At 60.4% G+C, this 16,553-nt stretch carries 20 protein-coding genes and 2 pseudogenes; 13 read left to right on the forward strand and 9 right to left on the reverse strand.

All coding sequences use genetic code 11. The annotated features are described in order from the left end of the window. Positions 1-51: 51 nt before the first annotated feature. The 5 genes and pseudogenes from ACKFRX_RS04550 to rpmB all read right to left on the reverse strand — a co-directional run bounded on the left by ACKFRX_RS04550 (position 52) and on the right by rpmB (position 2,054). A pseudogene (locus ACKFRX_RS04550) lies at positions 52-830 on the reverse strand (putative nucleotidyltransferase substrate binding domain-containing protein). 241 nt (positions 831-1,071) lie between these two features. Then, positions 1,072-1,326 carry a 30S ribosomal protein S18 gene (gene rpsR / locus ACKFRX_RS04555; protein WP_005279904.1) on the reverse strand — a complete coding sequence of 85 codons (255 nt, stop codon included), beginning with the start codon at positions 1,324-1,326 and terminating at the stop codon, positions 1,072-1,074. A 15-nt stretch (positions 1,327-1,341) separates the two neighbouring features. Further along, a complete protein-coding gene (gene rpsN, locus ACKFRX_RS04560) occupies positions 1,342-1,647 on the reverse strand; it encodes a 30S ribosomal protein S14 (RefSeq protein ID WP_005279906.1) in 306 nt (101 codons plus the stop codon). A gap of 3 nt (positions 1,648-1,650) precedes the next feature. After that, a complete protein-coding gene (rpmG, locus tag ACKFRX_RS04565) occupies positions 1,651-1,815 on the reverse strand; it encodes a 50S ribosomal protein L33 (RefSeq protein ID WP_005279910.1) in 165 nt (54 codons plus the stop codon). A 2-nt stretch (positions 1,816-1,817) separates the two neighbouring features. Beyond that, positions 1,818-2,054, reverse strand: coding sequence for a 50S ribosomal protein L28 (gene rpmB, locus ACKFRX_RS04570; protein WP_005279911.1), 237 nt, complete (start codon positions 2,052-2,054; stop codon positions 1,818-1,820). Between the two features lie 473 nt (positions 2,055-2,527). Between rpmB and ACKFRX_RS04575 the strand changes: the two genes are divergently transcribed. From ACKFRX_RS04575 to ACKFRX_RS04605, 7 genes are all read left to right on the forward strand, one after another. After that, on the forward strand, positions 2,528-2,797 hold the full coding sequence (locus tag ACKFRX_RS04575) for a type B 50S ribosomal protein L31 (RefSeq protein WP_005323793.1): 270 nt from the start codon (positions 2,528-2,530) through the stop codon (positions 2,795-2,797). 15 nt (positions 2,798-2,812) lie between these two features. Continuing rightward, positions 2,813-2,986: a 50S ribosomal protein L32 gene (rpmF, locus tag ACKFRX_RS04580; protein ID WP_005279913.1), complete on the forward strand. Its 174-nt coding sequence runs from the start codon at positions 2,813-2,815 to the stop codon at positions 2,984-2,986. Positions 2,987-3,152: 166 nt separating this feature from the next. Beyond that, a complete protein-coding gene (locus ACKFRX_RS04585) occupies positions 3,153-3,851 on the forward strand; it encodes a response regulator transcription factor (RefSeq protein ID WP_005323792.1) in 699 nt (232 codons plus the stop codon). Between the two features lie 191 nt (positions 3,852-4,042). Further along, on the forward strand, positions 4,043-5,407 hold the full coding sequence (locus tag ACKFRX_RS04590; protein ID WP_236587063.1) for a HAMP domain-containing sensor histidine kinase: 1,365 nt from the start codon (positions 4,043-4,045) through the stop codon (positions 5,405-5,407). A 109-nt stretch (positions 5,408-5,516) separates the two neighbouring features. Further along, on the forward strand, positions 5,517-6,983 hold the full coding sequence (locus tag ACKFRX_RS04595) for a trypsin-like peptidase domain-containing protein (RefSeq protein ID WP_408919054.1): 1,467 nt from the start codon (positions 5,517-5,519) through the stop codon (positions 6,981-6,983). Between the two features lie 85 nt (positions 6,984-7,068). After that, positions 7,069-7,677 (forward strand): molybdenum cofactor biosynthesis protein B, encoded by a 609-nt coding sequence (locus ACKFRX_RS04600; protein WP_005329140.1) that lies wholly within the window; start codon positions 7,069-7,071, stop codon positions 7,675-7,677. Positions 7,678-7,693: 16 nt separating this feature from the next. Then, positions 7,694-7,912: a hypothetical protein gene (locus tag ACKFRX_RS04605; protein ID WP_005329139.1), complete on the forward strand. Its 219-nt coding sequence runs from the start codon at positions 7,694-7,696 to the stop codon at positions 7,910-7,912. 109 nt (positions 7,913-8,021) lie between these two features. Here ACKFRX_RS04605 and mscL read toward each other — a convergent pair whose 3' ends face one another. From mscL to ACKFRX_RS04620, 3 genes are all read right to left on the reverse strand, one after another. Continuing rightward, a complete protein-coding gene (gene mscL, locus ACKFRX_RS04610) occupies positions 8,022-8,513 on the reverse strand; it encodes a large-conductance mechanosensitive channel protein MscL (RefSeq protein WP_040425139.1) in 492 nt (163 codons plus the stop codon). Positions 8,514-8,624: 111 nt separating this feature from the next. Further along, on the reverse strand, positions 8,625-9,332 hold the full coding sequence (locus tag ACKFRX_RS04615; protein ID WP_373366763.1) for an SAF domain-containing protein: 708 nt from the start codon (positions 9,330-9,332) through the stop codon (positions 8,625-8,627). A gap of 48 nt (positions 9,333-9,380) precedes the next feature. Next, entirely contained in the window at positions 9,381-9,956 is a 576-nt protein-coding gene (locus tag ACKFRX_RS04620; protein ID WP_005329136.1) for a 5-formyltetrahydrofolate cyclo-ligase, read from the reverse strand. Between the two features lie 67 nt (positions 9,957-10,023). Between ACKFRX_RS04620 and ACKFRX_RS04625 the strand changes: the two genes are divergently transcribed. From ACKFRX_RS04625 to glpR, 4 genes and pseudogenes are all read left to right on the forward strand, one after another. Next, the gene (locus tag ACKFRX_RS04625) at positions 10,024-10,950 is read left to right on the forward strand and encodes a UTP--glucose-1-phosphate uridylyltransferase (protein WP_408919053.1); all 927 of its coding nucleotides are present in this window, start codon (positions 10,024-10,026) and stop codon (positions 10,948-10,950) included. Between the two features lie 55 nt (positions 10,951-11,005). Continuing rightward, positions 11,006-12,315 (forward strand): annotated as a pseudogene (gene glp, locus ACKFRX_RS04630) (gephyrin-like molybdotransferase Glp). Further along, positions 12,315-13,025, forward strand: a complete 711-nt coding sequence (locus ACKFRX_RS04635) for a GNAT family N-acetyltransferase (RefSeq protein ID WP_005329133.1) — start codon at positions 12,315-12,317, stop codon at positions 13,023-13,025. Before glp ends, ACKFRX_RS04635 begins: the two are co-directional and overlap by 1 nt. Before the next feature lie 143 nt (positions 13,026-13,168). Continuing rightward, entirely contained in the window at positions 13,169-14,545 is a 1,377-nt protein-coding gene (gene glpR, locus ACKFRX_RS04640; protein WP_408919052.1) for a gephyrin-like molybdotransferase receptor GlpR, read from the forward strand. 14 nt (positions 14,546-14,559) lie between these two features. Here the strand turns inward: glpR and ACKFRX_RS04645 are convergent, their stop codons facing one another. Further along, the gene (locus tag ACKFRX_RS04645) at positions 14,560-15,276 is read right to left on the reverse strand and encodes a DNA-3-methyladenine glycosylase I (protein ID WP_179386233.1); all 717 of its coding nucleotides are present in this window, start codon (positions 15,274-15,276) and stop codon (positions 14,560-14,562) included. A gap of 158 nt (positions 15,277-15,434) precedes the next feature. Here ACKFRX_RS04645 and ACKFRX_RS04650 point away from each other — a divergent pair, with 158 nt between their 5' ends. Continuing rightward, on the forward strand, positions 15,435-15,848 hold the full coding sequence (locus tag ACKFRX_RS04650; protein ID WP_049379053.1) for a DoxX family protein: 414 nt from the start codon (positions 15,435-15,437) through the stop codon (positions 15,846-15,848). Then, on the forward strand, positions 15,835-16,536 hold the full coding sequence (locus ACKFRX_RS04655) for a zf-HC2 domain-containing protein (protein WP_200435998.1): 702 nt from the start codon (positions 15,835-15,837) through the stop codon (positions 16,534-16,536). Before ACKFRX_RS04650 ends, ACKFRX_RS04655 begins: the two co-directional genes overlap by 14 nt. Positions 16,537-16,553: the final 17 nt, after the last annotated feature.

A 16,553-nucleotide genomic window follows, 5' to 3' on the forward strand; every position in this document is an offset into this window, starting at 1 on the left:
GTACAATCTTATGCCCGACTAGGTACTGCTTCCGAATCCGCACCGTAGAGACTATTTATATTCTTCCGCCCGCCGGGAAATAGACTCAAACGCCGCCGAGACAATGCGGCACGCGGAGCCATAAGCAGTGCGGTCCAACGGGGGAGATCGCGCAGCGTGGCCGGGCGATCGCTAACGCCCTCATACCAACGGCGCAACTCTAACGCATAACCGGTGCGCCACGCTAGGTCCAAAGACTCTGCGTCTGCGGCGCTGAGGAGATCGCGTTCCACGCCAATCGCCAGGCGATCCACCGTCGGGCGCGGCCCCGGTGCCGCCCAGCGCGCGATAGCTGCAATGGGGGAGAGCAGCGTGGCCTTGATGTCTACCGCTGCATCGCGGTCCGGCAGCCCATCGACCATCTTGAGGGCAGGCGGACGCTGGGCCAAGGCTTCTTCCAGTAGTGCTTGTTCTCCGCCGTTTCCGAGGGGCAGGCCGGCGTCGACGCGCGCGGCGATGGAATCGGCGGCTGCGTGAGCTTGGAGACCGACATCGGCGAAGACGTCTTGGAGATCGGCATCGTCGCCCATCCACTCCACAGGCATGGACGGCAGCTGGTCGCCGCGGGCCGCAGCGCCGCTGAGGCGGACTGGGGAGTTGACCCCCGGGGAGCGAACAATATCCGTAATCAGCCGGGAATACCAGTGGGCCAATTCAATCTCATTGTCCTGGTGGGCGACCGCGTTGCGCAAGATATCTTGGGCCTCTGCGAGCAGTCCGCGGGCCGTAGCGCGGGACTGGCAGTGCGGGGCGAGCTCGGAAAGATCGAGTAGGGATTGGTGCAGGGCCATTGCTCACTGCCTTTCACTAGTGCGGGGCCGGTGCCTCCCCGCCGGCTGCGGGGTGCACGAATGCTTTCAATCTAACACTTCGGCTCTGTGATCCGGGCATGTGGGCCGGGTGGAAGGAGTGGGAGGGCCAAAACGACTTTCGCCGCCTGCCCTCGAGGAGGGAGGCGGCGAAAGCTTATGGTTCTTTTACCGTGTCACACTTGCCAGCGGCAAAAGTGCGCTGTTGATACCCAGCTACTGTTTAGCGGGTGGTGAACGGCAGGAGAGCCATTTCGCGTGCGTTCTTGACTGCGGTAGCAACCTGACGCTGCTGCTGCGGGGTCAGACCGGTGACGCGACGGGAACGGATCTTGTGACGATCCGAGATGAACAGACGCAGAGTCTTGGTGTCCTTGTAGTCCACCTTCTCGATGCCCTCAGCCTTCAAAGGGTTCTTCTTTGGGCGACGGCTCTGCTCCATACGGAACTTCTTTTGGTTATTGCGCTTATTAGCCATTGTGCAATTACCCCTTTACCAGCTGGACTTACGAACGCCCGGCAGCTCACCACGGTGAGCCATGCCGCGCATACGGACACGGGACAGGCCGAACTTGCGGAGGTAACCGCGTGGGCGGCCATCGGCAGCGTCACGGTTACGTACGCGGGCTGGGGAAGCGTCACGAGGCTGGCGGTTCAGCTCGAACTGAGCCTCCAGGCGCTCCTCATCCGGGGTGTTCGGGTTCTTAATGATCTTCTTGAGCTCAGCGCGACGCTCCGCGTAGCGGGCGACGATTTCCTTGCGCTGCTCGTTCTTAGCGATCTTGGACTTCTTAGCCATTGATTATCGCTCCTCGCGGAATTCGACGTGCTTGCGGGCAATCGGATCGAACTTCTTCAAGGTGATGCGATCCGGGTTGTTGCGCTTATTCTTACGGGTCACGTAGGTGTAACCGGTGCCCGCAGTGGACTTAAGCTTGATGATTGGGCGGATATCGTTACGTGCCATACTTAAATCTTCTCCCCACGTGCGCGAATCTTAGCCACAACGGACTCGATGCCATCGCGGTCGATGATCTTCATGCCCTTGGTGGAAACATTCAGGGTGATGGTACGGCCCTCAGAGGGCAGGTAGTAGCGACGACGCTGCACGTTGGGGTTCCAACGGCGCGAAGTGCGGCGGTGCGAGTGCGAGACCTGCTTGCCGAATTCCGGCTTGCGGCCCGTTACCTGGCAAATAGCCGACATGGGTCTTCTTTCTCCTAGCCGCCCACATCATGGCTATAGACAATGAAGCGCCGACTGCCGTGTGAGGGTGGCAGTGCTCAAAAGTGAGGTGTGAGCGGGTGCGGCGCCATTGTCAAACACCAGTAGACGGGGCGTAAAACGTATATTTTGACAACAGCAAGGGAAAATCTTACAGCCTCGGACGCGAATTACCTAATCGCTATCTTGCTGTGGCAAGTGAGCCGTTTGCCGTGCTGGGGTGGTGTTTGCCTGTGGGGTGCCGCCAAGCGTGATGCAAGAAACGTGAGTGAAATGTGTGGTCGCCGCTGGTCGGGGATTTCGTATATGGGTTAGTTGACTGTAGGATAATTCAGGTTGTTGACCCGTGCCACGCGGCGCGCGGTTAACAGAGTGAAATTTGTACGTCCCAACTCGGGCACGATCCTCACTAAGCGTGTGGAACCGACCCGTAGTCCAACCCTGAGGGAATATATATGAAGAAAGATATTCACCCGGATTACCACCCGGTAGTCTTCCGCGATGCTGGTACCGGTCACTCCTTTTTGACCAAGTCCACCGCTTCCTCCGACCGCACCGTTGAGTGGGAAGACGGCAACGAGTACCCCCTGATCGTCGTTGACGTTACCGCTGAGTCCCACCCGTTCTGGACTGGTGCACAGCGCGTTATGGATACCGCCGGCCGCGTCGAGCGCTTCAACCAGCGCTTCGGTGGCATGGCACGCCGCAAGAAGAAGAACGCGTAAGGAGGAGAGTAGAAAATGGCAACTCCTAAGTTTAAGAAGTCCCGTGCGAACACCCACGCACGCCGTTCCCAGTGGAAGGCTGACAACGTAGCCCTCCAGGAAGTCACCATCGACGGCCAGACCGTTCGCATCCCGCGCCGCCTGGTTAAGGCTGCCAAGCTGGGCCTGGTTGACGTAGAGCAGTTCTAAGCTCGCTCTTAAATCTCCCCGTCCGCTCTCCTTAGAGGGCTGGGCGGGGATTTTTTAGCTTTAGAAACCTCCTATAAGCATGTTTTAACCGTATTTGGGGGGCTATGGGGGGTAAATATTTCTCTTAACTTCATGAAGTTGACTGCCATCAGTAATAATTAGGACTATGAAAATCCTTGTGGTGGATGATGAACAAGCCGTCCGCGAATCGCTACGCCGTTCCCTACGTTTTAACGGCTACGAAGTGCTGACCGCTAACGACGGCCTGGAAGCCGTCGAGACGGTGCGCGCTGAGAATCCAGAATTGTTGATTCTGGACGTCATGATGCCCAACATGGATGGCCTTGAGGTATGCCGCACCCTGCGCAGTGAGGGTTGGGACCGTCCAATCCTCGTGCTGACTGCGCGCGATGGTGTTTCGGACCGTGTGGCTGGCCTCGATGCCGGCGCGGATGATTACCTGCCAAAGCCATTCGCATTGGAAGAGCTCTTGGCCCGCGTGCGCTCCTTGGTACGGCGTGCCTCTGCAGATTCCATCGCGGCTGAAGCCCCGGTGGAAAGCAAGCTCAGCTTCGAGGACCTTGAGCTTGACGCCGATACCCGCGAAGTAAGCCGCGGTGGCCGCGCCATTTCCTTGACCCGCACCGAGTTTGCGCTGCTGCAATTGCTGATGGAAAATCCCCGCAAGGTTCTCTCCCGCAGCAAGATCCTGGAAGAGGTATGGGGTTACGATTTCCCTACCTCCGGCAATGCTCTCGAGGTCTATATCGGCTACCTGCGTAAGAAGACCGAGGGCGAGGGCGACGCTCGCCTCATCCACACCGTCCGTGGTGTGGGCTATGTTTTGAGGGAGTCTAATCCGTGATTTTAAGGAAGCCCGCTTCCCTTGCGGTGGCTTCCGGGAAAGCACAGTCCACCCCTCTTACCGAGTTCTCTGATAGTCAGGGGAGTTGGGCTTCACGGGCGCCACTGCGGTGGCGCCTTGCTACTGTTACTGGCCTTGTGGTGGCCGTAGCCGTTGCCTTGATGACGTTGGCAACGTATTGGGTAGTTTCTATGTCCCTTACCGCCTCCGTCGATGACCGCTTGGAGGCCAAGGCCGATGTCTTGTTGCGGCAAAGCCAAGACCCGCGGTTCATGGATAACGTGGACCAGGAAATCGAGGACTTTAAGTCCTATAACCCTGGCACCCGTGTAGCCCTATCACCGCCCTCCATGAGCTTTTCCTACGGCGACACCATTCCTGTGGGCGGGGACTTCCACCGGACGGAGAATTACACGGAAACTTCCGTGCGTACCGTCGGCGGCGAGCGGGTGTTGGCCAAGCGTCATGATCTCGGCTCTACCGTGGTCGTCGCTCAGTCTCTCGCATCTACGCAAGAGCTCATAGCCATCTTGGGCACGGTGCTACTGATTATCGTTGCCCTTGGTATCGTGCTCGCCATTTTTGCAGGCCTCATCGTGTCCAAAACCGGTATGCAACCCATCGCCCGGCTGAAGCGAGCGGTGGATTACGTGACGCAGACCAACGACCTGCGTCCTATTGAGGTCTCCAATAACGACGAGATGGCGCAGTTGACCACCTCCTTTAACCAGATGCTGGAGGCACTGCAGGAATCCCGTTCGCAGCAGTCTCAGTTCGTAGCCGATGCTGGACACGAGCTAAAGACCCCGCTGACCTCTATGCGTACCAATATTGAGCTTTTGATGATGCTCAATCGCGCCGGTGGTGGCTTTGGCATGAGCGATGAGGACCGCAAGGACCTCGAAGATGACGTCATGTCCCAGATGAATGAGCTCTCCACCTTGATTGGAGACCTCGTTGATTTGGCGCGCGAGGACGGCAATGAGCGCGAACCGGAACCGGTTGACCTTTGTGAAGTCATGATGGCTTCGCTGGAGCGTGCGCGCCGCCGCCGTCCCGATGTGGAGTTCTTGGTGCGCTTTATCCCGTGGGAGCTGGACGGCGACCCCTTCGCATTGGGTCGTGCCACGCTTAACCTCATGGACAATGCGGCTAAGTGGTCGCCGGCAACTGGCACGGTGCGCGTATCCATGGAGCAGCTATCCTCCCACGAGGTGCGCCTGCGCTTTGATGATTCTGGGCCTGGCATTGCTCCGGAGGAGCGGGAGAAGGTCTTTGAACGCTTCTACCGTTCGGCGGAAGCGCGTTCCATGCCGGGATCGGGCTTGGGCTTGGCCATTGTGAAATCGGTAATTGAACGCCACGATGGCACGATCAAGATCCGCGAGTCTAATGATGGTGGCACCCGCATGGAAGTCATCTTGCCGGGCAAGCCTGTGCCGGGTGAGATTTTCGTGGACGGTTTGGCAGACCCGCATGAGGGGCTGCCGGGTGGTAAGGAAGACCCAAGCGACCGGGGTGAAATCTTTGCGCAGCGTTGGTTTAATCAGGGCTAGCGTACAAGCGTTTATACTGGTGAGGTAATACAGCAACCTTTCAGGAATTCCTAGTAGGTTGGCAGATCAGTATCAGTCTTGACCAAGCGAAGTGAGGCATAGTTTTCTCATGAACATGAGGAATGACGATTACCGCGGCTTTGATGGAAACTCCCCGGAGGGAGTGTCCCAGGAAGGTCCGGGTAGGGCCGAGCCGGTTCAGGGTGGTCCGAACTTTGGAGAAACCAACCAGCAAGATGCCGTGGCTGGCAATGCTGGACCCTACAGCGGCGACACTGGTCCTTATAGTGGCGCTGACGCGCAGGCACAAGAGACTGGCTCCTATTCACAAGGCTGGAATCAGCCGCGCGGCGGCGCACAAGGCGATGACCCACGAACACTAGGTTCGCTCGGGCCGTACCCGAACGGCCCACAGACCCAAAGCTTTAGCGGTCAGGGACAGGAAGGCCCGATGGTCACCCCTCTTCCTCCGCAGCCGGAGCAAAAGAAGAAAATCGGCTTGGGTGCCGCCACCGCTTTGGCGGCCGTTGCCGCCATCGCCGCAGGCTCGATTGCCGGTGCTGTGGTCGGTATGAGTTCCGGGGGAGGCAATAACGATACCTCTGTAGTCAATGAAGCCCTCAAGGCTGAGCCGGCCAACAATAGCACCGGTAAGGAACCGGAGCAGGGTTCCGTTGAAGAAGTTGCCTCTAAGGTTTTGCCGGCGGTGGTTTCTATCCAGACGATGACTCGTACTGGTGGGGCTGAAGGCTCCGGTTCTGTCATCTCCCCAGATGGTTATGTACTGACCAACCACCACGTGGTTGCCGGTGCTGAGCACGGTGGCATGATGCAGGTGACCATGAATGACGGCAGCAAGCATGAAGCTGACGTGGTGGCCTCGGATGCGAATACGGACGTAGCCATCGTGAAGATCAAGGACGTCAAGGACCTGCCCTTCTTGCAGTTCGGCGACTCCGATTCCGTTGCCGTGGGTCAAGAGGTGGTGGCCGTGGGCTCACCTTTGGGCCTGAACGCTACCGTGACCTCGGGCATCGTGTCGGCAAAGAACCGTCCCGTGCGCGCGTCCCAGGAGGGTGGCGAGTCCTCATTGATTGACGCCATTCAGACCGATGCTGCGGTAAACCCTGGCAACTCCGGTGGCCCGCTGGTGGATCGAGACGGCAATATCGTGGGCATGAACTCCATGATTGCTTCGCTGTCTAATGACTCCTCCGGCGAGGGCGGCTCCATTGGCTTGGGCTTTGCAATTCCATCCAACTTTGCCAAGCGCATGGCAGATGAGCTCATCAATGACGGCAAAGTTTCCCACCCAACCCTTGGCGTGAAGGTGCTAGCGCGCGACGACGGCAATGGTGCCCGCATCGCCGAGGTAGAGCCGGGCGGTCCAGCAGATAAGGCGGGCTTGAAGGATGGCGACATTGTCACCCGCGTCAACGATCGCCTGATTGAAAACGCTGATGCGCTCATCGCGGCGGCGCGATCGCAGGACTTTGGCGCGACGGTGACCTTGGAGGTTACCCGCGAAGACTCGGATGATTCTCGTCAGGTAGAGGTAACCCTCTCAGGCGAGTAAATTACTGTGCAAGACCTCATTAGGTGCTGAATGCGCCGTACCTCACCCCGCCATAAGGCCGTACTGCCTTAACTTAAGGAGAAAAATGCCAGATTCGCAGCACGATGTGACCGACTCCGCGCAGCCCGACAGCGCGAATAAGCGCGATTCCTTGATGGATGTTGCCGAACCCGATGATGCCTTCCTGTTGGCAAGCGAGCAGGAGGATAGCCTTGCCGCCCCGCGCCGCGGGCTCATCGTTATTGTCACCGATCATCCTGGTGAGCAATCCGATAGCACTTCGCAGCTGGTAAGCGAGTTGCTCGCGGAGGCTAATTTCCGCGTTGATGGCGCCATCGTGGTGCGTTCCAAGAAGTCCAAGATCCGCCAGGCCATTGAGACCGCCGTGGTCGGTGGCGTGGACTTGGTTCTCACCGTGGGCGGCACCGGCGTAGGCCCGCGCGATAAGACTCCGGAGGCTACCCGATCCGTCATTGACAAGATGGTCCCGGGCGTGGCTCAAGCTTTGCGTTCTTCTGGCCAAGCCTGTGGCGCGGTGGATGCCTGCACGTCCCGCGGCCTATCGGGTGTTTCGGGCTCTACCGTCGTGGTCAACCTCGCTTCCTCGCGTGCTGCGGTCCGTGATGGCATGGCTACCTTGGCGCCTCTGGTGCACCACCTGATTGATCAGCTGCAGCAATCGAGCGTCCAGTAATAGCAGGGCATTTTCTATGACGTCGCGGAGAAATCGCCGGCGAGTATTCCGCCAATCCGATGCTGCCGGCTATGACCGTAGTGCTGATAAGCCCGGAGTACCCGCTTCCCACGGTGTTGATGAAGAGAGAATCGTTACCGTCGATGACGCGGATTCGGTGGCGGCAGAGGGGGAGTCCGGTCAGCGCGATGAACAGTTCTACCGAGAAAATCAGCCCCCTCACTACGGCGGCTAGTGCTTAAGGCCGGCCGCAGGTAGGTAGCTACAGAGGTAAATAAAAGCCCGTGGTTTCTTCCGAAGAATGAAACCACGGGCTCTGTGCTGCGCAGGCAGCGAAGGAGGAATTAGGCCTGGTGGCGGCCGCCGCCGGTAGAACCGTAATCGGCGTCGGTAGCGCCGCGGGTGGAACCGTCAATTCCGGTACCCGGGATGTCCTTATCGGAGACATTCTGGGCCTCGAGCAGGTCGCGGATTTCCGCGAGCAGTTCCTCGGAGGTTGGGGCAGGGGCCTCAGGGTCCACACCGTGGCGGCGCTTAGCGGCCTCGGTGAGCTTGTTGATCGGCATGACGATGAGGAAGTAGACCACTGCGGCGATGATGAGGAAGTTAATCGCTGCGGAGATGACGGCGCCGAAGTCCACGAAGGTGTTTTCGGCATCTGTGATGTGGAAGCCAACGGCACCAACCTCAGCGGAGCCAAGGGAATTGATGATCGGCTGGATGATGGAATCCGTCACGGACTTGACGATTGCGGTGAAGGCAGAACCAATGATGACTGCGGTGGCAAGTTCGATGACGTTGCCGCGCATGATGAAGTCTTTGAAACCCTTGAGCATGGTGATATGCACAAACCTTTCTGGGAATAACTAAGGGTAGTTAAAAACCATGGACACCGCGAAACATTAGTGCAGCCGGTAACCAACCACAACTGCTGTGTCTGAAAAGGTCTAGCTCTGCTGTGGGTGGGCGCGGTCACCCACAATAACGACTGTGAGTGGTTGGCTTAACGACGCCGCGGCTACATCATTGGCGTGGTCATGGGGCAGCGCGAGCAAAACGGTCGAGGAAGAGGCCTCGCCTTCGGCGCTGGAGGTTGACACCACGCGCCCGCCGGTGGCGATAACGCGCGCGGTGGGTGCGGTGGGCGCCTCGCCCTCTCCAACATCAGAAGGGGAGGAGGCGGCATCGACGGCGGTTACCACGTCCACGGTATCGCCATGGTGTAGGTGGGGGATGATGTCTGGCTCGGCGAGCTTGACCGGGATCATCCGCGCGGCCGCGTCTTCGGAGCCGCCCACCAAGCTAGAGACAAGTTCTTCTCCTAGAAGGCGAGCATCGGTAATCACTTCGCCCTTGCCGGCTGCGGCGGTAATAACGCGGCCGGTGAGTTCTTCTGGCTTTGCCGCTACCGCGGAATCGGGGATGGAGGAGGAAGGAAGGCGGGCCAAGTCGACGTCGGCAAGCGCCAGCTCCGCGCCCGCAGGCAGATCGCGGCTAAAGACGGGAACGCGCGGCAGTTCCTTGGCCGCAGATAAGGCCGAAGCCAGCGCGGCAATAAGAAGGGCCACCGCAATGGCGCGGCGCACTACAACGCCGCGGCGGTGGCCAGGGGTACGAAGGGTGGAAACGAGGCGGGGCATACGCGAAGTGGGCATACTCTTTTAGACTGCCCGAAACCGCGCATGGTTCCCGCACCCTAAAAACTAGAAGCGGGTGATGCCCTCTGCGGTGACGGCGGCATCAACCTTGCGGTCATGGTCCTCGGTAGGCAGCTCGTCTACAAACTCGGAGGGGTAGACCATGGCGAAAACCGGCGGCTTGCCGTGGGGAAGCGGCTCTAGCGCGCGGTCATAGTAGCCGCCGCCCTTGCCCATGCGGTTGCCCTTGGCATCCACCGCCATGGCGGGGGCGAGCACCAGATCGCACTCGGCCAGCACGCTGCTATCAAAGCTTGGGCCCTGGGGCTCATTCAAACCCAATGGGCTAGTGTGCATGGCTTCCTTGCCGCGGTATTCGGCAAAGGTCAGCGTGCCATTCTCGCCGGAAATTGGCAGGAGGACGCGGGAGACATGCGCCTTGAGCCACGGCACAAAGTCCGCACCGCCGGGCTCGGAGCCCAAAGGCCAGTAGGCGGCCACGGTCATGGACTCGGTGAGCTCGGATTCGAGATGCTTGCGCACGGCGGCGGTGAAAGCATCGTGGTCCTCGGAGGAAAGTTCGCGGCGGGCCTGGACCAAGCGGGCGCGCAGCTCGTTTTTGGCGGTGATGGAAGAGGTCATAAATAAATCATAACCCCGCGGCGTAGCGGTGCACGGGAAAATAATGTGGCGTTGTACGCTATTGTGCATGGCTATAGAACGCGAAGATTCCGCCCGCGGAATCACCACGGTTGTAGTTCCAGCGGCAGGTATGGGCACCCGATTTTTGCCCGCCACCAAGACGGTTCCCAAGGAACTGCTGCCCGTTGTTGATACTCCCGGCATCGAACTCATCGCAGAGGAGGCGGCCTCTGTCGGCGCGCGCCGCCTTGCGGTGATTACCGCGCCCGATAAGCAAGAAGTCATGCGTCACTTCGAGGCATTCCCCGAGCTGGTAGAGACCCTTGAATCCCGCGGCAAGGACGAGCAGGTGGCCAAGGTCAAGCGCGCCAACCAGATCATTCACCCCGTTGCGGTGGAGCAGGAAAAGCCGCTGGGCTTGGGCCACGCGGTGGGCCTTGCAGAAGAGGTGCTTGGGGAAGACGAGGATTCCTTCGCCGTCATGCTCCCTGATGACATTGTGCTGCCCGCCATCGTCATGGCGGATATGGCGCGTGTGCGCGCGGCATTGGGCGGCAGCGTGCTGTGCGCCTTCGAGGTCCCGCGCGAGCAGACCTACAACTACGGCGTCTTTGACGTGGAGGATACCGATGCCCCTGGCGTGAAGAAGGTCGTGGGCATGGTGGAAAAGCCGGCGGTAGAGGATGCCCCTTCTAACCTCGTGGCCACCGGCCGCTACCTTTTGGACCGCAAGATCTTTGATGCCCTGCGCCGTATTAAGCCGGGCAAGGGCGGCGAGCTGCAGCTTACTGACGCCATCGAGCTCCTCATTGAGGAAGGCGAGCCCGTCCACGTGGTAGTCCACCAAGGAAAGCGCCATGATTTGGGCAATCCCGGCGGCTATATCCCCGCCAACGTGGACTTTGGCCTGCGCGATGAAAAGTATGGTCCCACGCTGTATAAAGCGATTAAGAAAATCATGGCCGAGTATGAGGACGAGCACGGCCTAGCCTAGGGATTTTCCCAGTGGCCAAGGACGTGGAAGCGAAGAAAGGGCGGGCATAGACCTTATGCGTTCAGTTGATGACCAGTTGGCGCTGGTAACGGATGCGGCGACGACGCCGGAGCCGGTGCGCATCGGTATTTCCAACGCGCTGGGTTTGATGTGCGCCGAGCAGGTTCAGGCTAACCAGCCCCTGCCAGGCTTCCCACAAGCGGCCATCGATGGCTACGCCGTGCGCGCCGTCGATATCGGCGGCGAGCGGGGTCTGCGGGTGCGCCGCCACAAGGACCAGGAAGAACAGTCCGCCGAGGGCGAAGAGGATGCGGATTCCCCGCAGCCGGAGGTAGAGCGTTCCCTGCCCGTGGTGGGCGAGGTTCCGGCCGGCTCCAAGCAACCGCTGCGCCTGCAGCCTAAGCAAGCGGTGCGCGTATATACGGGTGCGCCATTGCCCACGCTTGCCGACGCCGTCCTGCCCCTCGAGTGGACCGACCGCGGCCGCAAGCGCGTTACCGCCCACCGCCCGGTGCGCTCTGGTGACTTTGTGCGCCGGGTGGGCGACGATATCCAGCCTGGCGATGTCGCCGTATCTTCCGGCACCGTTTTAGGGCCGGCCCAGATCGGCCTTCTGGCCGCGGTGGGCCGCTCAAAGGTGCTGGTGTATCCGCGCCCGCGCATCACCATCATCTCCTTTGGCCGAGAACTGGTGGACTTGGACCAAGAACCGGCGCTGGGCCAGGTTTTGACGTGAACTCTTATTCCTTGGCTGCCGCGGCCCGTGAAGCCGGGGCGGAGGTGCACCGCGTGGGCATTGCGGAGGGCGAGCCGCGCCGCATCCGCGAAGCGTTGGAAAAGCACATTGCCCGCAGCGAGGTGCTGGTTATCTCCGGCGCGGTGGGCGGCGCTGGCGCCGAGGCCATTCGCGAGATCCTCGACGATCTTGGTGATGTCGATACCTCCCGCGTGGCCATGCATCCCGGCTCCGTTCAGGGCTTTGGACTGGTGGGCGAGGAGCGCATTCCTACCTTCTTGCTGCCGTCCAATCCGGTGTCCGCGCTCGTGGTCTTTGAGGTATATATCCGCCCGCTTATCCGCTTGGCGCTGGGCAAGCGCAATGCGCACCGCCGCGTGGTGCGTGCGCGCGCGTTGAACCACATCGATTCCCGCCCCGGCCGGCGCGGCTTCATCCGTGCTCGCCTGATGCGCGATGCCGAAACTGCGGACTATTTGGTAGAAGGCCTCGGCGGTGCCGCAGGTGCCCCAGCCCACCTCTTGGCCGGCCTCTCAGAGGCCAACGCCATGATTCGCGTGCCGGAAGAGGTCACGGAAATCCGCCCGGGCGATGTGGTTGATGTGTTGTTTTTGACCCAGCGCAGCTAATGCTCGATCCTTTCGGCAATGCGGCGGATAGGTTCCGCCATCCTGCTACCGGCCCCACCGATGACATGCATCCGGGGTGGCCGGAATCCACTCCTATTGTCCAGCTTCCCTCCTCTTCTGTCTTTCCCTCGGGGGCGCGGATGCGTTTGCGCCCCCTGCTGCGTTCCGACGGCCACGAGTGGCGGCGTCAGCGCATCGACGATGAATGCTTCCTCCGCCCGGTCGAGCCGACCCAAGCCGCACCGTGGGCGGCGGCGCATAGCCAGCAGGCGTGGTGGAATCACCTGATGTACCTGCGCACCGCCGCGCGTGAGGCGCTGGTGATCCCGCTTGTCATTGAGGTGGAGGGAAAGTTCGCCGGGCAGGTGACCCTAGGAAATATTCAGCATGGCAGCATTCGCGATTGCTGGATTGGCTACTGGGTCTATTCCGCGGTTCATGGCGCCGGAGTGGCTACGGCGGCCACCGCCTTGGGCGTGGACCACGCCTTCGGGCGAGTGGGTTTGCACCGCGTGACCGCCACCTATCTGGAGCACAACCCGGCCTCGGGTCGCGTCTTGGCTGCCAACGGATTCCGGCATGAGGGGTATTTGCGGCGCAATCTGCATATCGACGGCGCGTGGCAGGACCACCACTACGTGGCGTTGGTGAAAGAAGACTTTGCCTCTACGGCGGTGGAGCGTCTCCGCCAAGCTGGACGGTTGGCGTGAAATAGCGTCCCAATCGCTGGGAATCCGACCTCATTTTTCACATAAGTCACAACATTGTAATTTGCGCGAATTTGGGGTGCTACGGTGCGGTTTCACCGTTTAAGGTGGAGTAATCATCTGTATTCAAGGGGAAGGTCCTTTTCGTGTCGACAGCTGTGCCGATTATCGCGATCATCGTGGTGTGGCTCTTCGTACTCGCACCGTGGCTACTGGGTAGGAATAACCGCCCAATGAGCCATACCGGTGAGGCCTTTGAAGATACCCGGGTCCTCTTTGAAGGAGATTCCGGCAAGGTCGCCGGCCGGCGTCGTCCGCGCCTGCGTGCCGGCGATGTCCACCGCCGTGACGATGAGGACGAGGCGGACTACGAAGTCGTCGAGGCTGCAGACGCTACCGACAGTGAATCCGATACCGAGGCCACCAAGTCCTCGTCGCGCTCCGTGACTATTGCCGGTGCCGCACGCCGGGCCAAGGCCCAACCATTCGGTACCGGCAGCCGTGCGTTTACTGCTGCATCTGCCTCCACCGCTGGTGAAGAATCCACGGAGCGGGCAGAAACCATCGACGGCGAATTGGTGGAAGAAGCGATTGCAGAAGAAGACGAGTCTGCAGTCGAGCCCCAGGCAGCTGCGGTTCCTGCTTCCCAGCAGGCTGATGCGGACAAGGAAGCCAACACCGCAGAGGCGGACGATGTCGATGACGTGCTCTTGGAGGACGAGGACGACGCCGCGGACGAGCCCACTAAGGACAAAGCCTCCGATGTCGCCGCCGCCGAGGCTGAGGTCTTTAGCGCCCCGGCTGTCTCTAGCGTGGCGAACGATGCCTATGCCTACGACGAAACCTATACCTCGCCGGTAGACCTCATGTATCCGGGCGCCGTTGACAAGGCCGAGGTCAATGAGGATGATTCCGTAGATGCTGCCAGCGCGGACGAGGTAGACGAGGCCGAGAGCTCCGAGAACCAAGCCGCGGCCACGGAAGCAGACGAAACCGGCATGGATACCGACTTGTCCGAGGACGAGGTCGAGTTCGCCCAGCGTCGCTTGGGCCGCGGTGGCTGGGACCCGGTAGCGGAAAAGGAAAAGTCTGCAACGCGCTACCAGCGCCGTCAGCGCACCCTGCTGGGGCTGGCCGTGGCCGTGGTACTCACGGTAGCCCTAGGAATCGTGGTCGGTGGCTGGACCTGGTGGTTGGCTGCCGTCGCCGGCGTGCTCACCGTGGCTTACTTGATCGCCCTTCGCTCTCAGGTACGCCAGGAACAGGCACTGATGCGCCGCCGCGTGCGCCACCTGCGCCGCGCCCGTTTGGGCGTGCGCAACGCCGAGGACGAAGAGCTAAAGATTCCGCGCAATCTGCGCCGCCCAGGCGCCGTGGTTGTGGAAATCGACGATGAGAGCCCGGACTTCGTGCACCTTCCGCTGAGCTATAGCGATGGTGAGGACGGCGACTTTGACGGCCCGCACGCCGGGCCCGATGGTTATGGCCGTCGCGATGACCTAGCGGCCCGCCGCGCTGGATAAGCGCGCGAGGCGGACTAGCTAGCAGCGCCGTGAAGCTCGTCAGCGCCCGCTGTCTGCGAGTTCGCGAGCGCGTTGTATTCCTGCGCTAGGCCATAATTCGGCACGCCGCTCTCCAGCCACACGCCGGAGGTACCGCGGCGATGGGAGCCGATAAGGTGCGTATCAATCATGCCGATGGCCTCCATGAGGGCGAAACAGGTAACCGGGCCAACGAAGCGAAAGCCTTTCTTCTTGAGTTCGCGGGACATGAGCTTGGACTCGTAGCTCTTTTTCGGAATATCCTCCATCACGGTGGGGTAGAGGTTCTCCGGAGGTTGGTAGGCCCAAATGAACTCTGCCAGCCCGCCTTCCTCGCGCAGGGCGATGGTCGCCTTGGCGTTATTAATCGCGGCGCGGATTTTGGTTTCGTTGCGGATGATGGAGGCGTCGCCAAGCAAACGCTCCACGTCCGCCTCGCCGAATTGGGCGACCTTGTCCGGATCGAAGTTGCTAAAGGCCGCACGGAAAGCCTCGCGCTTCTTGAGCACCACCGCCCAGGAAAGGCCGGACTGGAAAGACTCGAGGCTCAAACGCTCGTAGAGTCCAGCTTCATCGAAAATGGGCAGGCCCCATTCGGTGTCGTAATACTCCTTCAACATCGGCGAGGACATCGCCCAAGGCGGGCGGCCCAGACCATCATCGTCATAGACCAAGGTGGTGCGCTCTTCGGACTGCGTAGTTGGTTCGCTCATGGTGTGTTCTCCTTTTATCTTTTGTGCGTGGCTCCCATTGAAACAGCCCGCGCGGCCGAGTTCTTTTCCTTCCCCCACCAAAGGGCGAATTTCCCAGGAGCATGGGTGTAGTCCATTGCCTTCGCATCGGGTGAGGGGTTCAGGGTAATCTGTTCAGCATGAATAGACCTGCCGTACGCGATGCCGCACTGCTTATTTTTCGAGCGGTCCTCGGATTAATCTTTATCGCACACGGCGTGGACAAGATGTTTATGACCGGCATGGATGAAACCGTGGGGCAATTTTCCGCCCTGGGGGTGCCGCAGCCACAGCTTTCCGGCTATATCGCCGCCATAGGAGAAATGGCCGGCGGTGCATTCCTCGTTGTCGGTCTGCTCACCACCTTTGTCGCCGGGGCACTCGCATTGCTCATGGGGTGTGCCCTGTATTTCGTGCACCTGGGCCACGGGCTTTTTGCTGCCGATGGTGGAATCGAATACCCACTGGTATTGCTGTTATCCCTGCTGATGATCGTAATTTTTGGCTCCGGTAGAGCCAGCATGGACGGGGTGCTCAGCAATGTTGACGCATAGTCAGGTCCAAGCGGCTATCTCCGCGCACATGGACGGCGAAGATTCCGATCTATCTCAGGACGTCATCGATACTCACCTGGAAAGCTGCGCCGAATGCCGCGCTTTCCGTGACAAGGCGGCTGCGCTATCGCGTTCACTGAGCTTTGTGGAGCCCGTGGATTCCGGCATGGCGCCGCCCACGGATCTTTCTGATGTCATCTTGGCCGGCGTGGAGCCGGAATGGCGGCGTACCTCGAGCGCGCGCCAAGCTAACCTCACGGTCGCACGCGCCGCCATGGTGGTTATGGGTGCAATCTTTGCAATCTGGGCGGTGGTGCTCATCGTGCACGCCTCCGGGCTCGTACCGTTGGGCGAGGAAGGAAAGGTTCTGGATCCCACTGCGGATCCGGAGCGAGCCAACCTGCTGATGGAGGGCGCGGCAGTGCGCTTTGGCATGGCCTGTGGTCTTTTCTTCAGCGCTTGGCGCCCCGCGGCGGTCACCGGATTGCTCCCAGTCTCAGCGACCATGTTTGCCTTCCTCTTCGGCTTTGGCATGCGCGATATAGCGCTGGGTACCGTAACCATTGAGCAGGTGTATTTCCTTATCGCCACCGCGCTGGCGACTCTGAGCCTGGCGTGGGCCTGGGCGGCGGAAAAGGGCTACCTGGTGCGCGCGTGGTGGAAGTCCCTCAACGCGCAGCCGCAATAAACTCCGCTCTGGCCAGG

It is taken from the genome of Corynebacterium tuberculostearicum (assembly GCF_046097465.1).
Lineage (GTDB): Bacteria > Actinomycetota > Actinomycetes > Mycobacteriales > Mycobacteriaceae > Corynebacterium > Corynebacterium tuberculostearicum_I.

Coding starts and splice junctions, on each gene's coding strand:
- rpsR (WP_005279904.1), bottom strand. CDS start 1,326: ATGGCTAATAAGCGCAATAACCAAAAGAAGTTCCGTATGGAGCAGAGC.
- rpsN (WP_005279906.1), bottom strand. CDS start 1,647: ATGGCTAAGAAGTCCAAGATCGCTAAGAACGAGCAGCGCAAGGAAATC.
- rpmG (WP_005279910.1), bottom strand. CDS start 1,815: ATGGCACGTAACGATATCCGCCCAATCATCAAGCTTAAGTCCACTGCG.
- rpmB (WP_005279911.1), bottom strand. CDS start 2,054: ATGTCGGCTATTTGCCAGGTAACGGGCCGCAAGCCGGAATTCGGCAAG.
- ACKFRX_RS04575 (WP_005323793.1), top strand. CDS start 2,528: ATGAAGAAAGATATTCACCCGGATTACCACCCGGTAGTCTTCCGCGAT.
- rpmF (WP_005279913.1), top strand. CDS start 2,813: ATGGCAACTCCTAAGTTTAAGAAGTCCCGTGCGAACACCCACGCACGC.
- ACKFRX_RS04585 (WP_005323792.1), top strand. CDS start 3,153: ATGAAAATCCTTGTGGTGGATGATGAACAAGCCGTCCGCGAATCGCTA.
- ACKFRX_RS04590 (WP_236587063.1), top strand. CDS start 4,043: ATGTCCCTTACCGCCTCCGTCGATGACCGCTTGGAGGCCAAGGCCGAT.
- ACKFRX_RS04595 (WP_408919054.1), top strand. CDS start 5,517: ATGAACATGAGGAATGACGATTACCGCGGCTTTGATGGAAACTCCCCG.
- ACKFRX_RS04600 (WP_005329140.1), top strand. CDS start 7,069: ATGCCAGATTCGCAGCACGATGTGACCGACTCCGCGCAGCCCGACAGC.
- ACKFRX_RS04605 (WP_005329139.1), top strand. CDS start 7,694: ATGACGTCGCGGAGAAATCGCCGGCGAGTATTCCGCCAATCCGATGCT.
- mscL (WP_040425139.1), bottom strand. CDS start 8,513: ATGCTCAAGGGTTTCAAAGACTTCATCATGCGCGGCAACGTCATCGAA.
- ACKFRX_RS04615 (WP_373366763.1), bottom strand. CDS start 9,332: ATGCCCACTTCGCGTATGCCCCGCCTCGTTTCCACCCTTCGTACCCCT.
- ACKFRX_RS04620 (WP_005329136.1), bottom strand. CDS start 9,956: ATGACCTCTTCCATCACCGCCAAAAACGAGCTGCGCGCCCGCTTGGTC.
- ACKFRX_RS04625 (WP_408919053.1), top strand. CDS start 10,024: ATGGCTATAGAACGCGAAGATTCCGCCCGCGGAATCACCACGGTTGTA.
- ACKFRX_RS04635 (WP_005329133.1), top strand. CDS start 12,315: ATGCTCGATCCTTTCGGCAATGCGGCGGATAGGTTCCGCCATCCTGCT.
- ACKFRX_RS04645 (WP_179386233.1), bottom strand. CDS start 15,276: ATGAGCGAACCAACTACGCAGTCCGAAGAGCGCACCACCTTGGTCTAT.
- ACKFRX_RS04650 (WP_049379053.1), top strand. CDS start 15,435: ATGAATAGACCTGCCGTACGCGATGCCGCACTGCTTATTTTTCGAGCG.
- ACKFRX_RS04655 (WP_200435998.1), top strand. CDS start 15,835: ATGTTGACGCATAGTCAGGTCCAAGCGGCTATCTCCGCGCACATGGAC.